The 18,257-nt window shown below is 42.5% G+C and carries 19 protein-coding genes; all 19 read right to left on the bottom strand.

Annotation, left to right across the window (positions count from 1 at the left end; genetic code table 11):
* Nucleotides 1-105 precede the first annotated feature (105 nt).
* Nucleotides 106-1,008: a succinate--CoA ligase subunit alpha gene (gene sucD, locus N0M92_RS02085; protein WP_260284239.1), complete on the bottom strand. Its 903-nt coding sequence runs from the start codon at nt 1,006-1,008 to the stop codon at nt 106-108.
* An 18-nt stretch (nt 1,009-1,026) separates the two neighbouring features.
* Entirely contained in the window at nt 1,027-2,187 is a 1,161-nt protein-coding gene (gene sucC, locus N0M92_RS02080) for an ADP-forming succinate--CoA ligase subunit beta (RefSeq protein ID WP_076366553.1), read from the bottom strand.
* 477 nt (nt 2,188-2,664) lie between these two features.
* Complete coding sequence (locus N0M92_RS02075; protein ID WP_260284238.1) at nt 2,665-2,937, bottom strand: EscU/YscU/HrcU family type III secretion system export apparatus switch protein; 273 nt, start codon at nt 2,935-2,937, stop codon at nt 2,665-2,667.
* Nucleotides 2,934-4,853 carry a hypothetical protein gene (locus tag N0M92_RS02070; RefSeq protein WP_260284237.1) on the bottom strand — a complete coding sequence of 640 codons (1,920 nt, stop codon included), beginning with the start codon at nt 4,851-4,853 and terminating at the stop codon, nt 2,934-2,936. The genes N0M92_RS02075 and N0M92_RS02070 overlap by 4 nt, the downstream gene beginning before the upstream one ends.
* A gap of 12 nt (nt 4,854-4,865) precedes the next feature.
* The gene (locus N0M92_RS02065) at nt 4,866-5,648 is read right to left on the bottom strand and encodes a ribonuclease HII (RefSeq protein WP_260284341.1); all 783 of its coding nucleotides are present in this window, start codon (nt 5,646-5,648) and stop codon (nt 4,866-4,868) included.
* Nucleotides 5,649-5,786: 138 nt separating this feature from the next.
* Nucleotides 5,787-6,659: a ribosome biogenesis GTPase YlqF gene (ylqF, locus tag N0M92_RS02060; RefSeq protein WP_260284236.1), complete on the bottom strand. Its 873-nt coding sequence runs from the start codon at nt 6,657-6,659 to the stop codon at nt 5,787-5,789.
* 17 nt (nt 6,660-6,676) lie between these two features.
* The gene (lepB, locus tag N0M92_RS02055) at nt 6,677-7,237 is read right to left on the bottom strand and encodes a signal peptidase I (RefSeq protein ID WP_260284235.1); all 561 of its coding nucleotides are present in this window, start codon (nt 7,235-7,237) and stop codon (nt 6,677-6,679) included.
* Nucleotides 7,238-7,455: 218 nt separating this feature from the next.
* On the bottom strand, nt 7,456-7,803 hold the full coding sequence (gene rplS, locus N0M92_RS02050) for a 50S ribosomal protein L19 (protein ID WP_034313702.1): 348 nt from the start codon (nt 7,801-7,803) through the stop codon (nt 7,456-7,458).
* Between the two features lie 130 nt (nt 7,804-7,933).
* Complete coding sequence (gene trmD, locus N0M92_RS02045) at nt 7,934-8,668, bottom strand: tRNA (guanosine(37)-N1)-methyltransferase TrmD (RefSeq protein WP_192204009.1); 735 nt, start codon at nt 8,666-8,668, stop codon at nt 7,934-7,936.
* On the bottom strand, nt 8,668-9,186 hold the full coding sequence (gene rimM, locus N0M92_RS02040; protein ID WP_214750782.1) for a ribosome maturation factor RimM: 519 nt from the start codon (nt 9,184-9,186) through the stop codon (nt 8,668-8,670). The genes trmD and rimM overlap by 1 nt, the downstream gene beginning before the upstream one ends.
* 10 nt (nt 9,187-9,196) lie before the next feature.
* Nucleotides 9,197-9,583, bottom strand: coding sequence for a YlqD family protein (locus N0M92_RS02035; protein ID WP_034313711.1), 387 nt, complete (start codon nt 9,581-9,583; stop codon nt 9,197-9,199).
* Between the two features lie 221 nt (nt 9,584-9,804).
* Nucleotides 9,805-10,035 carry a KH domain-containing protein gene (locus N0M92_RS02030; RefSeq protein WP_048684915.1) on the bottom strand — a complete coding sequence of 77 codons (231 nt, stop codon included), beginning with the start codon at nt 10,033-10,035 and terminating at the stop codon, nt 9,805-9,807.
* Nucleotides 10,036-10,048: 13 nt separating this feature from the next.
* On the bottom strand, nt 10,049-10,321 hold the full coding sequence (gene rpsP, locus N0M92_RS02025) for a 30S ribosomal protein S16 (RefSeq protein WP_034313715.1): 273 nt from the start codon (nt 10,319-10,321) through the stop codon (nt 10,049-10,051).
* A 153-nt stretch (nt 10,322-10,474) separates the two neighbouring features.
* The gene (ffh, locus tag N0M92_RS02020) at nt 10,475-11,815 is read right to left on the bottom strand and encodes a signal recognition particle protein (protein WP_192204007.1); all 1,341 of its coding nucleotides are present in this window, start codon (nt 11,813-11,815) and stop codon (nt 10,475-10,477) included.
* A gap of 11 nt (nt 11,816-11,826) precedes the next feature.
* The gene (locus N0M92_RS02015; protein ID WP_192204006.1) at nt 11,827-12,159 is read right to left on the bottom strand and encodes a putative DNA-binding protein; all 333 of its coding nucleotides are present in this window, start codon (nt 12,157-12,159) and stop codon (nt 11,827-11,829) included.
* A 220-nt stretch (nt 12,160-12,379) separates the two neighbouring features.
* Nucleotides 12,380-13,396 (bottom strand): signal recognition particle-docking protein FtsY, encoded by a 1,017-nt coding sequence (ftsY, locus tag N0M92_RS02010; protein ID WP_260284234.1) that lies wholly within the window; start codon nt 13,394-13,396, stop codon nt 12,380-12,382.
* A 27-nt stretch (nt 13,397-13,423) separates the two neighbouring features.
* Entirely contained in the window at nt 13,424-16,987 is a 3,564-nt protein-coding gene (gene smc / locus N0M92_RS02005; RefSeq protein WP_260284233.1) for a chromosome segregation protein SMC, read from the bottom strand.
* A 24-nt stretch (nt 16,988-17,011) separates the two neighbouring features.
* Nucleotides 17,012-17,752: a ribonuclease III gene (rnc, locus tag N0M92_RS02000; RefSeq protein WP_192208199.1), complete on the bottom strand. Its 741-nt coding sequence runs from the start codon at nt 17,750-17,752 to the stop codon at nt 17,012-17,014.
* A 266-nt stretch (nt 17,753-18,018) separates the two neighbouring features.
* A complete protein-coding gene (locus N0M92_RS01995; protein WP_034313729.1) occupies nt 18,019-18,252 on the bottom strand; it encodes an acyl carrier protein in 234 nt (77 codons plus the stop codon).
* Between the last annotated feature and the right edge of the window lie 5 nt (nt 18,253-18,257).

Here is an 18,257-nt window from a genome sequence, read left to right as displayed (position 1 = left end):
TAACCGGATATTTTTAAAGGTAGGTTGATGGTGATGTACTCGGTATCTCCCGAGGAAAATGGAGGAAAATAAGACCGACCCAAAAAAAGGTCGGCCCAGCTTAAATTAATGTGTTTTACAAGGTTCGTAAATCTCTTTTTCTTTCAAGACGGAAATCAATGTTTCACCCATTACGGATGGAGTTTCGGCAACTTTAATTCCACATTCGTTCATAACGCGGATTTTCTCGTCAGCAGTTCCTTTTCCTCCTGAGATAATGGCTCCGGCATGTCCCATACGTTTACCAGCAGGAGCCGTACGGCCACCAATGAAACCAACAACTGGCTTAGTCATATTTTCCTTCACCCAGATTGCTGCTTCTTCTTCTGCCGTTCCGCCGATTTCCCCGATCATGATCACAGCATGTGTTTCCGGATCTTCATTGAATGCCTTCAATACGTCAATGAAATCCGTTCCATTAACTGGATCCCCACCGATACCGACAGCAGAAGATTGACCGATGCCTGCTTGCGATAATTGGTGAACGGCTTCGTACGTTAAAGTTCCAGAACGTGAAACTACACCTACATGGCCTTTTTTGTGGATATATCCTGGCATGATACCAATCTTACACTCTTCAGGAGTAATGACACCTGGGCAGTTCGGTCCGATCAAACGAGTTTTTTTGCCTTCCATGTACCGCTTAACCTTGACCATATCCAGGACAGGAATATGTTCCGTGATACAAATGACAAGGTCAAGATCTGCGTCTACAGCTTCCAGAATTGCATCGGCAGCAAATGGCGCCGGTACATAGATAACGGAAGCATTCGCACCGGTTTCAGTGACAGCTTCGGAAACTGTATTGAATACAGGTACCCCTTCCGCTTCTGTTCCACCTTTACCCGGAGTGACTCCTCCAACGATTTTCGTGCCGTATTCCAACATTTGTTTTGTATGAAATAATGCTGTTGCACCAGTGATTCCCTGAACGATCACTTTCGTATCTTTATTAATATAAACGCTCATTATGTTCCCCCCTGCCTATTATCCTACAAGTGATACTATTTTTTGTGCTCCATCAGCCATTGATTCAGCAGCCGTAATATTTAAACCTGACTCTTTTAGAATCTTTTTGCCAAGGTCCACATTCGTTCCTTCAAGACGAACAACAAGAGGGACATCCAAGCCAAGCTCTTTAGCAGCAGCCACAACTCCTGTTGCGATGATGTCACATTTCATGATTCCTCCGAAGATATTAACGAAGATGCCTTTAACATTTTTATCTGAAAGGATGATTTTGAAAGCCTCTTTCACTTTTTCCTCAGTGGCGCCGCCACCAACGTCAAGGAAGTTAGCCGGATCTCCCATATAATGTTTAATGATGTCCATCGTAGCCATAGCAAGCCCGGCACCATTAACCATGCATCCGATATTTCCGTCAAGCGATATGTAACTAAGGCCATGTTTTGATGCTTCAATCTCTTTTGCATCCTCTTCATCCAAATCACGGAATTCCGCGATGTCCTTTTGGCGGTAAATCGCATTATCATCAAAATTCAATTTAGCATCAAGTGCCATTACATTTCCGTCGCCCGTAACCACTAATGGATTGATTTCTGCGATTGAGCAATCTTTTTCAACGAAAGCAGTATATAAGTTAACCATCAGCTTGGAAGCTTTATTTATAAGTGAGGCCGGAATATTGATATTGAATGCAATCCTCCGTGCCTGGAAGCCAGTCAGGCCGACAACCGGATCGATTACTTCTTTGAAAATTTTCTCTGGCGTCTTTTCGGCCACTTCCTCAATTTCCGTTCCGCCTTCTTCAGAAGCCATCAACACGACACTATTCGTAGCACGGTCAAGGACCAGCCCGATATAATACTCTTTCGTTATGTCGCAGCCCTCTTCTATAAGTAAACGCTTAACTTCCTTGCCTGCAGGTCCTGTTTGATGGGTCACCAACGTTTTGCCAAGAATCTCTTCTGCATATGTACGAGCTTCATCAAGATTCTTCGCTACCTTGACTCCGCCGGCTTTCCCGCGGCCGCCCGCATGAATTTGAGCTTTTACGACAACAACTTCCGTACCTAACTCCTTCGCTGCTTCCACTGCTTCATCAACAGTAAATGCAACCCGGCCATTTGGAACGGATACCCCGTATTGTCGCAATATCTCTTTCCCCTGATACTCATGGATATTCATTTCCCATCCTCCTTATCTACTAAAAAACAACTTCGAAATTTAATGCGTGTTTTCTCTACCATATTACAACAAAATTCTCCTTCGTGCATAATTTTCTTTCTCGAAATTTTTAAAATATTATTATAATATACTTCTATTCCCCTGTGTAAAATGGAAAAAACCTTCTTTTCCGTAGATTTTTTTCTTGTTAAAATCATTTATTTTTGCTCTGAAATTCTATTGTCGTTACAGTTAAAATCTAGAGAAAATGCTACCATGAAAGCCTTTTCAACATATTGACTCAGAGTTCTTTTCATGAGAATCCACGGTTATCCCTTGTCTAACCCTAAATAAAAGCAAAAGGACAAAGCCATTGCCTTGTCCTTTTGTAAATAGTTTAGTATTTTTTTAATATAATGAAAATACGATAGTGATTTCCCTAATATTCTACATAAACCAACATAACTCCATTTGGTGAAATCACAGATAACTAGGATCCTACCGATTCATGTCCTTGTCAACTTTATAAATGAATGCAAATACCTCTGCAACTGCTCCATATAATTCTTCCGGAATCGTTTGATTTATATCCAATTGACCTAAAAGTGCAGCAAGCGATTCGTCCCTCTGGACCGGTATATTCAGTTTCATGGCCGTTTTCAGAATATTTTCAGCCGTTTTACCTTTCCCCTTCGCCAATATGACGGGCGCTTTGGACGTTCTTTGATCATACTTTAAGGCAATGGCTTCTTTTCGTTGATCATTTATCATACTCGAATATCCAATCCGCTATATGAACCGGCTTCCGAAAAAGGAATCGGTTTCACCTCTAGGTCCCGCTCTTTTTCATTCACGGGTTTTACAAATGAAACCCCTGATAATCTGTAATCCATTTTTCCGAGATTCTCTCTTAGGATGTCAAGATATTGAACGGCTGCCTCTTCAAGGACCGCACCATGCCCATTGATGACCGTCACTTTTATGATACGATTTTGAACCTGCATGTCGATGACCGTTTCTTTAAGACGTTCCAATTCTAAATAAAATAGGACTCTGCAGTAATCCGGGTCTATTTTGCCATCTTTTGTTTTCCTTCCGCTCCATTGTAAAGTTAGGTCCGTTTGAATCGATCCCAAATTGAGTGGAAGTGTCAGGAGCAAATTCTGGATCGGCCCATTTTCCTGTGAAAGGATCTGTTGCGCAGTAATCCGATTCAGGATTTGTTCTGCCATCTCCTTGATAGATGCCGGAATTTGCTCATTCAGCAATTTAAGCAGCAGCGGTTTAAGTGTCTCTAAATCATTCGGGATCTCCTTCGTCTCATTTCCAGAAAGATTAAGGAGTGCATGTTCCAGCTGAAGGCCAAGGACCTTGGTCATTTCTTTTAGTTGGTTTGCAACGGAAGGCCCGCTGGTGAAATCGATTGTTTGAAACTCAGCTTCCAGTACATGTGAAAGGACAAGCCTCTCATTATTCCTAACGTATTGGGCCTCAGAAAGCTTATTAAGCGACTGAAACAGTAATTCAGCCACCTTACCCTTCGACTCCTCTATTTGCTCTGTATCCGTATTCAAGTAGCCTATAAGGTCATTCACTTCTATTTTTCCGCCTATTGCCTTTTTAGCTGTTGCTTCGGTAAAAGCACTCTGGAGTAAATGAAAGACAAGAGGGGAAAGTTTTTCTGCAGAAATGTTTTTTCTCTGGATCGAGTGAAGATCGGCTGGCAGGTTTGCCCCCTTATGATCATGACCGGTAAATATGCGATCAATGGTCGTTTCGGCCTCTTCAACTTTAGCAAATGCACCGCTTTTTGTCCCGGAAAGCAACTGTAATCCTTGGTGTAATTTATCAATCACTGAATTCTTGGTCATACCGGACCTTGCCTCAGTTCCATCCATTAAGTTTTCCAGAAAGACAGCTTCTGTAATTCCCTTTGGAATTAAACCCGTCTTTTGAAGCAGGGAAAATGCACCAGATTTCATTTCTGGCGTTGAATCTGGATTCAGCCAAGTGGTCACTAGGTTTTGCAAACCATTTAGTTGAAGCTGGTTCTGTTTAACAACATGTAAAGAGTCCAATACATCCATAAGCTTGACGGCAGTCCTCGTTACTGCCCCGAGATCTTGCAGCTGTTGCTTGAAGGCACTGAGTAGTTTGTGGAAAGGTTCACCTTTGGACTGCGTAAATAATGCATCAAATACATCTTTTACAAATGGCAGTTGCTGAATGTACATCGATTTTATTACAGGCAGACCAGCTTCTGCAGCATCAGCAGCTTTTAACCATTGTAAAGCGGACTGAAAGGTTTCCTTTGTTATCGGAAGCCTATTTGCCAAGAGGTATTCGGCAAGCTTCGAAGCGGCCGGTTCAGGCGTCATGCCAAGATGAGCGATCAATTGTGCAGCCGTTCCCTTTAAGCCGGAAACACTCATATCGGGGGAATCTAAAGCTTTTAACACGATCCTCCCTTCTATTGGGTGCTTCACTTGAAACCAGTACCTTTCTCCTGCCCGTAGCGGGATTTCGAGATTGGCAATCATTTTTTGATGGCCAATCTGTACTTCGGCCGTTTGGTCAGGAAAAACCTTATTCACCTTCCCGATAAGGATTTGTCCATTTTTCAAACTCACAGATCCTTTTACTTCAATGGGTGAAGAAACGGGTTGCCCGCTTGTTATGGATTGCACCCTCATCCCCCCTTAGCTCTTCGTTCTTGCAGCGATTTCCTTAACTGGTGCAAAACTTCGTCTATGCCAAGGTGTAAGCCCGTGCGTGCGGAGTGCTTCTAAATGTTGGCTCGTCCCGTACCCCATGTGCTTTTCGAAACCATATTCCGGATATTTTTCACCATATTCCTTCATCATCCTATCACGGGTCACTTTCGCTATTATGGAGGCCGCAGAGATGCTAACGCTTCGTGCGTCCCCCTTTATGAGTGAAAGCTGCGGAATCGGCACATCCAGTTCCATCGCATCGATCAACAAATGATCAGGAAGTTCTGACAAATCGTTCACTGCGGCCACCATTGCCTTTTTCGTGGCTTGATATATATTGATTTCATCAATAACTTCGCTATGTACAACACCCACACCTATGGATAGTGCTTCCTTAAAAATCATCTCATAAAACCGTTCCCTTTTTGACTCTGGAATCTTTTTAGAATCATTAAGACCTGGCAAATAAAAAGATTCAGGCAAGATGACTGCACTCGTCACAACTGGTCCTGCAAGCGGTCCTCTTCCTACTTCATCGATACCAGCCAAAATGGAAAACCCCTGTTTTCGCAATTGCCGTTCAAACTCTGTCATTTCCGTGAAAGCATCCCTTACCTTTTGTTCTTTTTCATAGGTTCTTTGCCATTTGCCTATTAAGTCGGTTACTCCCTTTCTTCCATCCTCCCGGCATTCTTGTAAAAAAGGATCTTCGGGTTCTCTTATTGTCATTAATTTTGAGGAGATTTCCTTAATGCTCATTGCAGTTATCATCTTTTATCACCCATCATATTAATTATCGGCAGTCTTGCTTCCTTTCTTCAGTTCAGACAAAAATACGGAGCGGAAAAGAGACATCAAAAAGAAATACCTTTTCGACATCCAGCTCCAGCTCCGTATCACTTCAAGTTAATCGGGAATATCAACCTCTTCATAATCCAATGGGACCTCGAACGTAAGCGGGCCCATCTTTTCTGAACGGATTTCACGTACGACCAACTCCGCGGTTTTATCATAATCGATGAAGCCCCCAGATGCCAAACAGCCCCTGAACTTTCCGACCGCATCGAACAATTCGAGCGTTTCCTGCGGAATTGCATCCAGGTTATAACGGGATTTCATTCGATCGGGATATTCTTTTTCCAAAAAGCGAAGACCGTATAAAGAGACTTCGTGCAAGTTTAAAATCGTATCCTTGATCGCACCTGTCAATGCAAGCTTCAAACCAACTTCTTGATCCTCGAACTTCGGCCAGAGAATCCCCGGCGTATCCAGCAATTCCAGTTCCTTACCAACTTTTATCCATTGCTGCGCTTTCGTGACGCCAGGAGTATTCCCTGTTTTGGCAATGTTCTTTTTGGCAAGTCGATTGATTAGTGTCGATTTCCCAACGTTCGGAATGCCGACTATCATCGCACGGATCGCTCTCGGCTTTATTCCTCTAGATTCCATCCGCTCATACTTCTCTTTTAAAAGTTTTTTGGCAGCAGCCGTAATCTGGTTTAAACCGTTTCCTGCCTGCGAATTAATGGCAATCGCCGTTTTCCCCTGCGATTTATAATGCTCAAGCCACATATTGGTTTTTACCGGATCGGCCATATCCGCTTTATTCAAAAGGATAACCCGCGGTTTATGCTGAATGATTTCATCGATCATCGGATTTCGTGAAGATGCCGGAATCCGGGCATCCACAAGTTCAAAGATGATGTCGATCAGTTTTAATTTCTCTGTTACTTCCCGTCTTGCTTTGGCCATATGGCCAGGGAACCACTGTATTGTCAATGGAATCCACCTTCCTACTATTCCGCCAATCGAAAGTCTTCAATCGGCCAATAAACTAATTTAGTTTTTCCTAACACTTTATCGTAAGGAACGACACCTACGCCAATATGGCGACTATCCTTACTAAAACGGCGATTATCCCCTAGGACAAAAAGGGTGTCTTCAGGTACCGTTCCTTGTTCTATGACATCACTTAATGTAAAAGATTCCGTCAAATCCCCGCCATCAATCAATTGTTCTTTATATTCATCCAAGTATGGCTCATCATATGCTTTTCCATTCACGTATAGAGTATCATCTCTATATTCCACTTTTTCCCCTGGCAATCCGATGACCCGCTTTATGTAATCTTTGCCTTCTGGAGCTTCGAAAACGATAATGTCGAATCTTTTCGGTTCGCCGATCGAATAGGAGATTTTATTAACGATCATGCGGTCCGTATCCTTTAATGTCGGCATCATGGAATTACCGTCCACAACAATAGGTGCCAGGAGGAAATAACGAATCAGCGTCGCCGCTATAACTGCGATTATGACCGCCTTCGTCCATTCCCACAATTCATTTTTCTTTTTCGCCATCCTTACCCACCCTTTTTGAAGCATATCAACAATTATTTTAACATGTTGCGGACGCTATAGCGAGCAGGATTCTCTATAGTTTTCACCGTATGTGTATTCATCGTTTCTTAAAGTGCAAAAAGGGAGCCTGATAAACAAGCTCCCTTTTTTTGCATGATACTGTTTGGTTATTCACCTTATGTGGATCATGGTAAACCCGCATGAAGATATTCGAAGGATTAACGACGAATTTCTTTAATACGTGCTTTTTTACCACGAAGTTCGCGTAGGTAATAAAGTTTCGCACGACGTACTTTACCGTGACGGATAACTTCTAGTTTCGCAATTTTTGGTGTGTGAACAGGGAAAGCACGTTCTACTCCAACGCCGTAAGAAATCTTACGTACTGTGAAAGTTTCACTAACTCCGCCGCCACGACGTTTGATTACAACGCCTTCAAACAACTGGATACGTTCGCGAGTTCCTTCAATAACCTTTACGTGTACACGTACTGTGTCACCAGGTCTGAATGATGGAAGATCTGAGCGAAGTTGTTCTTTTGTGATTTCGTTAATAAGATTTTGCATCGATTTCAACTCCTCCTGGACGCTCTTGCAAATACATATTGTTTGCAGCGGAACATCGTTATAAGACTGAGCATTTTGCCCAAGTCACAAGTTATATCCTATCATACTCTAAACGTCGATGCAATAGACATCAGTCTTCTTTTTTAATCTCGGATAATAATTTTTTTTCAACTTCCGATAGTTCATAACTATCGAGCAAATCCGGACGTCGAATCCAAGTTCTGCGCAGAGATTCCTTCATCCGCCATTCATCGATTTTTTTATGATTCCCGGATATTAACGGATCGGGAACCTTCATCCCCCGGAAATCTGCAGGTCTAGTATAATGGGGATGCTCTAACAAACCAGAAGAATAGGAATCAAGAATCGGGGAGTCAACATTTCCCAGAACGCCAGGCAGCAAGCGCACAACACTGTCAATAATGACCATCGCACCCAATTCCCCGCCTGTAAGCACAAAGTCTCCAATCGATATTTCATCAGTGACGACATGCTCCCGGATGCGCTCATCATATCCTTCATAATGCCCGCAAATGAAAATGAGATGTTCCTCTCCGGCAAGCTCTTCGGCTTTTTTCTGCGTGTAACGCTCTCCCTGGGGACAAAGCAGGACTACCCTTGGGGTTAGCTCACCTTGCCCTTTTAGAGCTTCCACAGCATCAAAGATCGGCTGTGCCTTCAATACCATTCCGGCACCGCCGCCATACGGATAATCGTCTACCGTCGAATGTTTATTATCTGCATAATCTCGAAAATTGGTCACCTTATAGCTGACAGCCTGCTTTTCCGCGGCCTTTTTTAAAATTGACGAACCAAATACCCCTTCGAACATTTCTGGAAAAAGCGAAAGCACATCGATTTTCATCAGTCCAAAAGTCCTTCCATCGGTGTAATGATGACCTTTTTAGCGGAAATATCCACTTCTTTTACAATTTGTTCAATATACGGGATCAGGATGTCCTTACTGCCAGCTTTCTTAATGACCCAAACATCATTGGCACCAGGCGTAAGAACCTCAATGATTTCCCCAACTTCCATGCCTTCATCCGTAAATACCGAACAGCCGATGATTTCATGGAAGTAGAACTCACCTTCGTCCAATTTGCCAAGCTGTGCTTCCTTGACTTTCAGGACCCCGTTTTTAAAAGCCTCGACCTGCCCGACGTTATAATAATTCTCGAACGTCAACAGGTTAAAGTTTTTATGGGTGCGATGCGACCTGATGACAAGCGGCAAAGGTTTTTTCTCCGTGTCCCTAAACAAATACAGAGTATTTCCCACTTTGTACCGTTTTTCTGGAAAGTCTGTTGAAGAAATAACACGGACTTCTCCTAAAAGACCATGTGTGTTGACAATTTTACCTACATTAAACCATTTTTCCATTCTTTCACCTCTAACGAATTTCCGAGACGATTCCATCTTTAATGACAATGGTCTTCGTTGCCATAATTTCGTCCCAATCTGCCCCAATTTCCACATCAATGATACTTTGAACTTCCCGTTCCTTCAATTCACTTCCTGCGGGAAGGATCTCCAACTGCTCCATTTGAAATTCAAGCAGTTTAATTTTTTCTTGCCTCTGGTTTATTTCTTTTTCAAAATGAGCACGGAGACTAGCAGGTTGGAGAGTTCTTGTTTTTTCAAGTTTTTTCAGTTCAAAGCGAAGCTGTTCACTCTCTTTTTGAAGCTGAAGGCGTTTTGACTTGTATTTCTCGAGGAGCTGATTCTTGCTGGATTCCGTTAATACTTGGTTAACGATTACATTTTGGAGAATTTTCATTCCAGCACCTCCTATTATCTATGATTTCTTATTTCCTTCAAAAAATATGTATGATGGGGTAATCTTTTTGAAATGGGGGTCATTCTCTTAAGTATAACGTAAATCGGTAAAAGATGCGTCTTTAAAAGGCGTAAAGTTTAAAGTCCTGGTCCATTCAATTAGGATCCAAGTCGGAATTTCACTTTCTTGAAGTACAAAAAAAGGAGGGGTATTAACCCTCCTTATTCGGAAATCTCCAAATAGATTTTCTTCTGCTGTGAAGATCCTGCTGCATATACCACAGTCCGAATCGCCTTAGCAACACGCCCTTGTTTACCGATCACCTTGCCCATGTCCTCTTTATGAACGGAGAGGATATAAACAATACGGTCGGATTCTTCCTTGGAGGTCACGATGACCTCTTCCGGATAATCCACAAGTGCTGAAACAATCGTTTCAATCAGTGCTTTCATCAACTACCGTCGATTACTTGCTGTTTTTTGCAACATGGAATTTTTCCATGATGCCTTGTGTAGAGAATAAGTTACGAACTGTATCAGATGGTTTAGCTCCATCTTGTAACCATTTAAGAGCAAGCTCTTCGTTGATTTCAACTTTAGCTGGTTGAGTCACCGGGTTATAAGTTCCTACTACTTCAATGTAACGTCCGTCACGTGGTGAACGGGAATCTGCAACTACAATACGATAGAAAGGAGATTTTTTAGCTCCCATACGTTTTAAGCGAATTTTTACTGCCATTTTAAATAAGCACCTCCGAATAGTTTCACACAAGATAGTATAATATCAAATGTCTTGCATGTTTGTAAAGGTTTTTTTCTTAACAGGTAAAAAAAGTGTTGAAATACATGGTTTCGACCCGTATTTCACTTCAGTTTCGACCTGTAATAAACCTTACATGAACGGGAATTTGAATCCCTTTTTCTTTCCTTTTTGCATGTTCGTAACCTGTTTCATCATCTTTTTCATTTCTTCGAATTGTTTCAGTAGACGGTTCACTTCTTGAATCGATCTGCCGCTTCCCTTGGCAATCCGTTTCTTGCGGGATGCATTCATGGATTCCGGATGTTCCTTCTCATGCGTAGTCATTGAACGGATGATAGCTTCCACATGACCGATCTGTTTCTCATCGATTTGAAGGTTGTCCATCCCTTTCATTTTATTCGCACCGGGAATCATTTTCAGAATATCATCAAGCGGTCCCATATTCCGCACCTGACCAAGCTGATCAAGGAAATCATCAAAGGTAAAAGTGGCTGTACGCATCTTTTTCTCTAATTCTTTCGCTTTTTCTTCATCTACATTGGCCTGTGCTTTTTCGATAAGGGTCAATACATCACCCATGCCGAGAATCCTTGACGCCATCCGTTCTGGATGGAAAGCTTCAAGTGCATCCAACTTTTCCCCCATACCGACGAATTTAATCGGCGTGTCGGTGACTGAACGAATGGAAAGCGCCGCACCGCCACGTGTATCCCCATCAAGTTTCGTTAAGACGACTCCTGTCAGGCCTAGCTGTTCATTGAAGCTTTGGGCTACATTGACCGCATCCTGACCTGTCATCGCATCGACAACCAGGAAGATTTCATCAGGTTTTGTCAACTCTTTGATATCCTTCAGTTCACCCATCAAGTTTTCATCAACATGTAGGCGGCCTGCGGTATCAATCAACACATAATCATGATGTTCTTCCTTTGCTTTTTCAATTGCCTGTTTGGCAATTTCAACAGGGCTGACCTGGTCCCCAAGGGAGAAAACAGGCATGCTTAATTGTTTGCCAAGTGTTTCAAGCTGCTTAATCGCCGCCGGACGGTAAATATCAGCCGCAACGAGCAATGGCTTGCGGTTGTATTTTTTTCTAAGAAGATTGGCAAGCTTTCCGGTGGTCGTCGTTTTACCAGCACCCTGAAGCCCTACCATCATAATGACAGTCGGTGGTTTCGAGGCAACGGCAATCTTGCTTTGTTCGCCGCCCATCAGCTCCGTCAATTCTTCCTTAACTACTTTAATTACCTGTTGACCGGGGGTTAAGCTTTTCAGCACTTCCTGACCTACCGAACGTTCACTGACACGTTTTACAAAATCCTTCACGACTTTAAAGTTAACATCCGCTTCAAGCAGGGCCAATCGAACTTCACGCATCATTTCTTTTACGTCCGCTTCGTTGACCTTCCCTTTTCCGCGGATTTTTTGCATCGTGCTCTGCAGTCGGTCGGCCAATCCTTCAAATGCCATATTGCCGCCTCCTAATCCAACTTCTCAAGCGTTGTGATTGCTTCAAGCAGCTCCTCTTTTGAAAAGGAATCCTTTTCTATGAGTCCCTTCATATTCGCAATCCACTGGTTACGCTCTTGAAATTTTTGAAATAACAAAAGCTTTGCTTCATATTCCTCAAGCATCGCTTCCGTTCTTTTTATATTATCATAGACTGCCTGCCTACTGACTTCGTATTCTTCGGCAATCTCGCCAAGAGAGTAATCATCCAGATAGTAGAGGGACATGTAGCTCTGCTGCTTCTCTGTTAACAACGATTGGTAAAAGTCATACAAATAATTAATCCGCGTTGTCTTTTCAAGCATCTTAGCAAGCCTCCCTGCTGTTAAGTGAAAACCCTTTACAAGTTTATATTGTAAAGCCTTGTTTATTTGATGTCAAGTTAAACTCCTTACCACATGTTTGCAAAGCTTTATTTTTTTCTTTTTTCATCCTCTTTTTTGGACCTTTCTGCAATTGTTCCTCCAAATAACCACTGTGAACAAAAAACCAGAAGAGAATTATCTCTTCCGGCTTGCATTTTTTCTAAACCTCTTCTTTATCGATGATATCAGCAAAAAGGCCGTAAACATATTTCTCAGCATCGAATTCCTGTAAATCATCCATTTTTTCACCTAGCCCGACAAATTTAACGGGAATGGCCAATTCATTGCGAATTGCCAAAACAATCCCACCTTTTGCAGTGCCATCAAGCTTTGTTAAAACAATACCGGAAACATTGGTCGCTTCCTTGAATGTCTTGGCCTGAATAAGGGCATTTTGCCCAGTTGTAGCATCAAGGGCAAGCAACACCTCATGTGGTGCACCTGGTACTTCACGTTCGATTACACGTTTCACCTTTTCCAATTCCTTCATTAAATTCACTTTATTCTGTAAGCGGCCGGCCGTGTCGCAGATCAGTATATCCGCTTTTCGTGCCTTAGCGGCCTGAATGGCGTCGAACATGACCGCTGCAGGGTCAGAGCCTTCACCCTGTTTGATTACACTGACACCGACACGCTCTCCCCAAACCTCAAGCTGTTCGATCGCACCGGCACGGAAGGTATCACCGGCAGCCAATACGACAGATTTACCTTCTGTTTTGAATTTATGGGCAAGTTTACCAATGGTCGTCGTTTTACCTACCCCATTAACCCCTACAAACAAAATGACCGTCAAACCTTCTTCTTGTATATTCAGGCTTGAAGTCGCTTCACCATCACCTTGGTAGATTTCAACAAGCTTTTCGGAAATAACGGACTGCACTTCCCTCGTATCAGAGATATTGCGAAGCTTGACTTCCATTTTTAATTGATCAATCAGTTCCATCACAGTATCAAAGCCTACATCAGCCTGTATCAGGATTTCTTCAAGTTCTTCAAAAAAGTCCTCATCCACTTTCCGGTAACGGGCAACAAGTTCATTAACCCTTCCCGTAAAGGAATTCCTCGTCTTTGTCAAACCTTGTTTGAATTTTTCCCCTATGGATATTTCTGCTTCAACTGATTTTTCTTTCTCTTCCTGGGTCGTAAATTTCTCTTTTAGCTTTTTGAAAAAACTCATTGTCCCACTTCCTCTAATTCATGAATTTTAAACTTCAATAAAGTTTTCTGATTCTTCCATCCGGACGGAAACAAGTTTGGAGACACCTGACTCCTGCATCGTAATGCCATATAGGACATCCGCCTCTTCCATCGTGCCTTTGCGGTGAGTGATCACGATGAACTGCGTTTCCCTGCTGAACTTCCTTAAAAATTGACTGAACCGGACGACATTCGCCTCATCAAGCGCTGCCTCGACCTCATCAAGGATACAGAAAGGCACAGGACGCACTTTTAGAATGGAGAATAAAAGGGCTATGGCTGTCAATGCTCGTTCTCCCCCGGATAAGAGGCTCAAATTTTGCAGTTTTTTCCCAGGAGGCTGTGCAATGATATCTACTCCTGTATTTAGTAAATCATCCGGATTTGTCAGCTTCAGCTCCGCTCTTCCTCCGCCGAATAAGGCTTTGAAGACTTGTTCGAACTCTTCACGGATTGAATAGAAGGTATCCGCAAAGCGCCGCTTCATTTCATCATCCATTTCATCGATGACTTGGAATAATGTATCTTTCGCCTGTTGAAGGTCTTCCTTTTGACTAAGAAGGAATTCATAGCGTTCAGCTACTCGTGCGTATTCATCAATTGCACCTAGATTCACCGTCCCCAGTTCCTCGATTGCAAGCTTGATCAGCTTCACACTTTTTTGAGCTTCTTCTGCAGGCATCATCAATGGATACTGTTCTTTAGCACCCTCAAAGGAAAGGGTATATTCTTCTCTCAAGTGGGCGAGGCGATTTTCCAGTTCGACATCCAGACGAGTTAATTTCACTTCTTCATCCTTTATCACTTCGACAATGCCTCTATAAAGCCTATTTTCCTCTTTCAAGGACAATTCAAGAGTTTCAACTTGCGTTAGAAGCTCGTCTTTTTCCTGTTTTTTCATGGCGATTTCTTCAATTGCACCATTTTTATCGAGCAATTTCTGCTGAGCCATATCTTCCAGGGACTCTTCCCCGCTTGAACTGTCTGTCATTTCATTGGTCAGAAGCCCTAAATCATCTTTGTTTTCTGCAAGCCTGCTTGATTCCTTTGAAAGATCCGATTCAATGCGTTCCATCTTCTCTTTTTGGTTTTGCAGCTGGCCGCGCTTAGAGGCAAGCATTACCCTCAGTTCATTCGTTTCTTCAGCAAGGCTCTCTTTTGAGGATTGTTGAGATTGCTTTTGTTCGGTCATTTCTGAAATCAACCGGTCCAGCCCTTCAATCTCAGTTTTACACGATCCCAAAAGTTCTTCCAGCTCTTCAAGTCTTGCAGTTTTTTGCTGCTGTTCTTCCAAATATGAATTTTTATCCAAATCATAAAGATGCAGCCGTTCATTCACATTTCTTTCCTGCAGCTCCACTTCACGGAGTTCGCCCTTAAGGGTTTGTTCTTGTAATCGAAGTCTCTCTCCTGTTTTTCTGGTTTGTTCAAGCGTTTGCTCTTGAACACCCAGATCCACTTTGAGCTGTTTGACTTGCTTTTCTAGCTGATTTGTTTTAGCTTCCATTGCAGCAAGTTTTTGATGGAGCTCCTCCAATTCCGTTTTCCTTGAAAGCAGGGAGGTCGTTTTTTGCTTTAAGGCCCCACCAGTCATTGAACCGCCTGGATTGACGATATCTCCTTCAAGTGTTACGAAGCGGAAACGGTGCTGCATCATTTTGGCCAGGTCATTTGCACCTTTTAAATCGGTGGTGATCATCACGGTTCCTAATAGGTTTTCAGCAATCGCTGCATGCCTATCATCATATTGGATCAATGAGGAACCCGTCCCCACAAAAGCTGGATGACTCTTCAGCATCGATAGTTGGTTAGCTGATATCTCTCTTGCCTTTATGACTGATAATGGCAAGAACGTCGCACGCCCATACCTATTTTTCTTCAAGAAGGAAATGGCTTCCCGTGCATGCTCTTCGCGTTCCACGACAACATGCTGCATCGCTCCGCCCAAAGCCGTTTCGATAGCCGTTTCATATTCCTTTGGAACCTTTATCAATTCCGCAACTGCCCCTTCAATGCCTCGAAGGGTTTCTTTCGCTTTCAAAACCTCTTTTACCCCTTGAAAAAAGCCTGCATAATCATCTTCCATTTCTTCAAGAAGTTCCTTACGAGATTTTGCCTGTTGAAGGAATTGATAGGCCTTATAAAGGGTGGTTTCTTGTTTTTGATACGTATCTTTTGCAGCATTCAATTTATTCTGCTGATTTCGGAAATAAGTGACATGCTCTTCAAGCTGCTTGGTCATATTTTCCATCAGCTGTGAATATTCCATTTTTTTAGCAGCAATTTCCATTCTTTCGGTTAAGAACTTTTCATTTTCCATATCCAGTTTAGCATTTTTATGTTCCTGCTGCGTTAATTGCTGGAGCAGGTATTGTTTTTCGTTTTTAGCCGAAGCCTGCTTGTTCAACCACTCGATATAGTCACTCTTTTTCGCTTCGATCATCGCTTCAATATCACTATTGAATAGGCCTAGGCTTTTTTGTTTTTCATGTAAGGTTTCAGAAATCCCTTTCACTTCCATGTTCAGTGCATTCAGGATTTCCGTTTCTCTTTCCTTTTGCAAAGACAACCGCTCGACGGCAGCCTCACCTTCCACAATCGCTTTTTCTAGCTGTGACTTGTTTTGGGCAGCATTTTTTTTCCGTTCTTTCAAAACCTCTTTACGGCCTTCAAGCTTTTCAAGTTCTTCGCTGGCATTCAGGAGAATTTCCTGAAGTCCATTGATCGATGTCTCAAGCGCAGCAAGACTATCCCTTAGTTTTTTGAGATGCACTTCCCTGTCATGAAGCTGTCCTGCCATTTGCTGTTCCATTTCATTATGTTTTTCAAGTTCTTGAGAAAGTTGTTTCCATTTCTCATAAAGCTCTTCTATTTCAAAAACGGTTAAAGCCACTTCTATTTGCTCAAGCTCTTCTTTCTTCGCCAAAAATTCCTTGGCGAGGGAAGACTGAATTTTTAACGGCTCCACCTGTCCCTCCAATTCATGGAGGATATCATGGACACGGTTTAAGTTATCCTGTGTTTCCGTCAGCTTCGATTCCGCTTTTCGTTTTCTAGTTTTATACTTAAGGACACCGGCTGCCTCTTCAAAGATCACTCGTCTTTCTTCAGCCTTACTGCTTAGGATTTCTTCCACTTTCCCTTGGCTGATGATGGAAAAGGCTTCTCGCCCAAGACCAGAATCCATGAAAAGGTCTATGATGTCTTTCAGACGGCAACCTTGATTATTAATGAAAAATTCACTTTCTCCCGATCGATATACACGTCTTGTCACACTGACTTCATGAAAGTCGATCGGTAGGGAATTGGTCTCGTTATCAAGGGTCAATGATACTTCCGCAAAATTCAACGCTTTCCTCGTGTCACTTCCCGAAAAGATGATATCTTCCATTTTTGCTCCACGCAGTGATTTCGCAGACTGCTCTCCAAGTACCCAACGGACTGCATCGGTCACATTACTTTTACCGCTTCCGTTTGGTCCAACCACTGCCGTGACACCAGGTACAAAATCAATCGAAATTTTCTCTGCGAAAGATTTAAATCCTACAACGTCCAAACGTTTGAGGAACATGACCTTTCCCCCTCTACTGTTCAACTATCTTGTTGATTTTTTATCTTTTAAAACGATCAATGCATGCTCGGCAGCATGCTGCTCCGCTTCTTTTTTGGACTTTCCTATTCCAGTGCCCAGCTCTTCCCCATTAAGGGAGACGGTCGAAACAAACTCCCGATTATGAGCCGGTCCTTTTTCCTGCAAAATTTTATATTGCAGGACACCGATGGCATCCCGCTGGATCAGCTCCTGAAGCTGGCTCTTATAATCCATCACATGAGAAAAAGCACCCTCGTCTATCTTCGGAAACACGACATTCGTCAAAAACTGCACAACCGGCTCTAATCCTTGATCAAGGTACAAAGCACCAATGTAGGCTTCGAATACATCCGCAAGCATGGCAGGACGTTCTCTTCCACCTGTCATTTCTTCACCTTTTCCGAGTAATACATATTCCCCGTAAGAAAGGCTGTTGGCAAAAGCAACTAGTGAAGGCTCACAAACAATGGCTGCCCTTAGTTTGGTAAGTTCACCTTCGCTCATCATCGGATATTTTTGATATAAGTATTTAGAGATGGTCAATTCAAGTACAGCGTCCCCTAAGAATTCAAGCCTTTCATTATCTTCATAAGGCTTACGGCGATGCTCATTCACATAAGATGAATGCGTAAAAGCTTGTTTTAATAGATTTTCATCTTTAAAATGAAAACCCAGATTTTCTTGCAACTGTTTAAAATTATTATCCTTGATTGATGGTTTACGATTGTTTCCGTTCCTACGCATCACACAAAACCCTCCACAACGGTTCAAAAAGCATATTTTTCCAATATATATAAAAAGAAACCTGGCAGGAATTCCTGTCAAGCTTTCCTATGTACCATCATACATTATTATCCCCTTAAAGAAAACTAATGGCAAAAGGCCCCTGCCATGCAGGCGGAACTTACCGTGTACATGCTCATTTCCTTATCTGCCGATGCAACAAACTTCTTTAAGCAATAAGAGAAAGCCCCGTTAAAAAACGGAGCTTTTAGTCAAATGACAATTCATTACATAGTGCTTTGTATGTAATTCACAGCATCACCTACTGTGGCGATTTTTTCAGCGTCATCGTCCGAAATTTCCATATCAAACTCGTCTTCGAATTCCATGACTAGTTCAACTACATCAAGGGAATCGGCACCAAGATCTTCTTTGAAAGAAGCTTCAAGTTTTACCTCTGATTCTTCTACGTTCAAACGATCCACAACGATTTTAGTTACTCTTTCTAATACATCTGCCAATGTGT

Source organism: Peribacillus aracenensis (assembly GCF_025175645.1).
In the GTDB taxonomy this organism is placed as follows: Bacteria; Bacillota; Bacilli; order Bacillales; family DSM-1321; genus Peribacillus; species Peribacillus aracenensis.
This window is presented reverse-complemented; position numbering and strand designations above follow the sequence as displayed.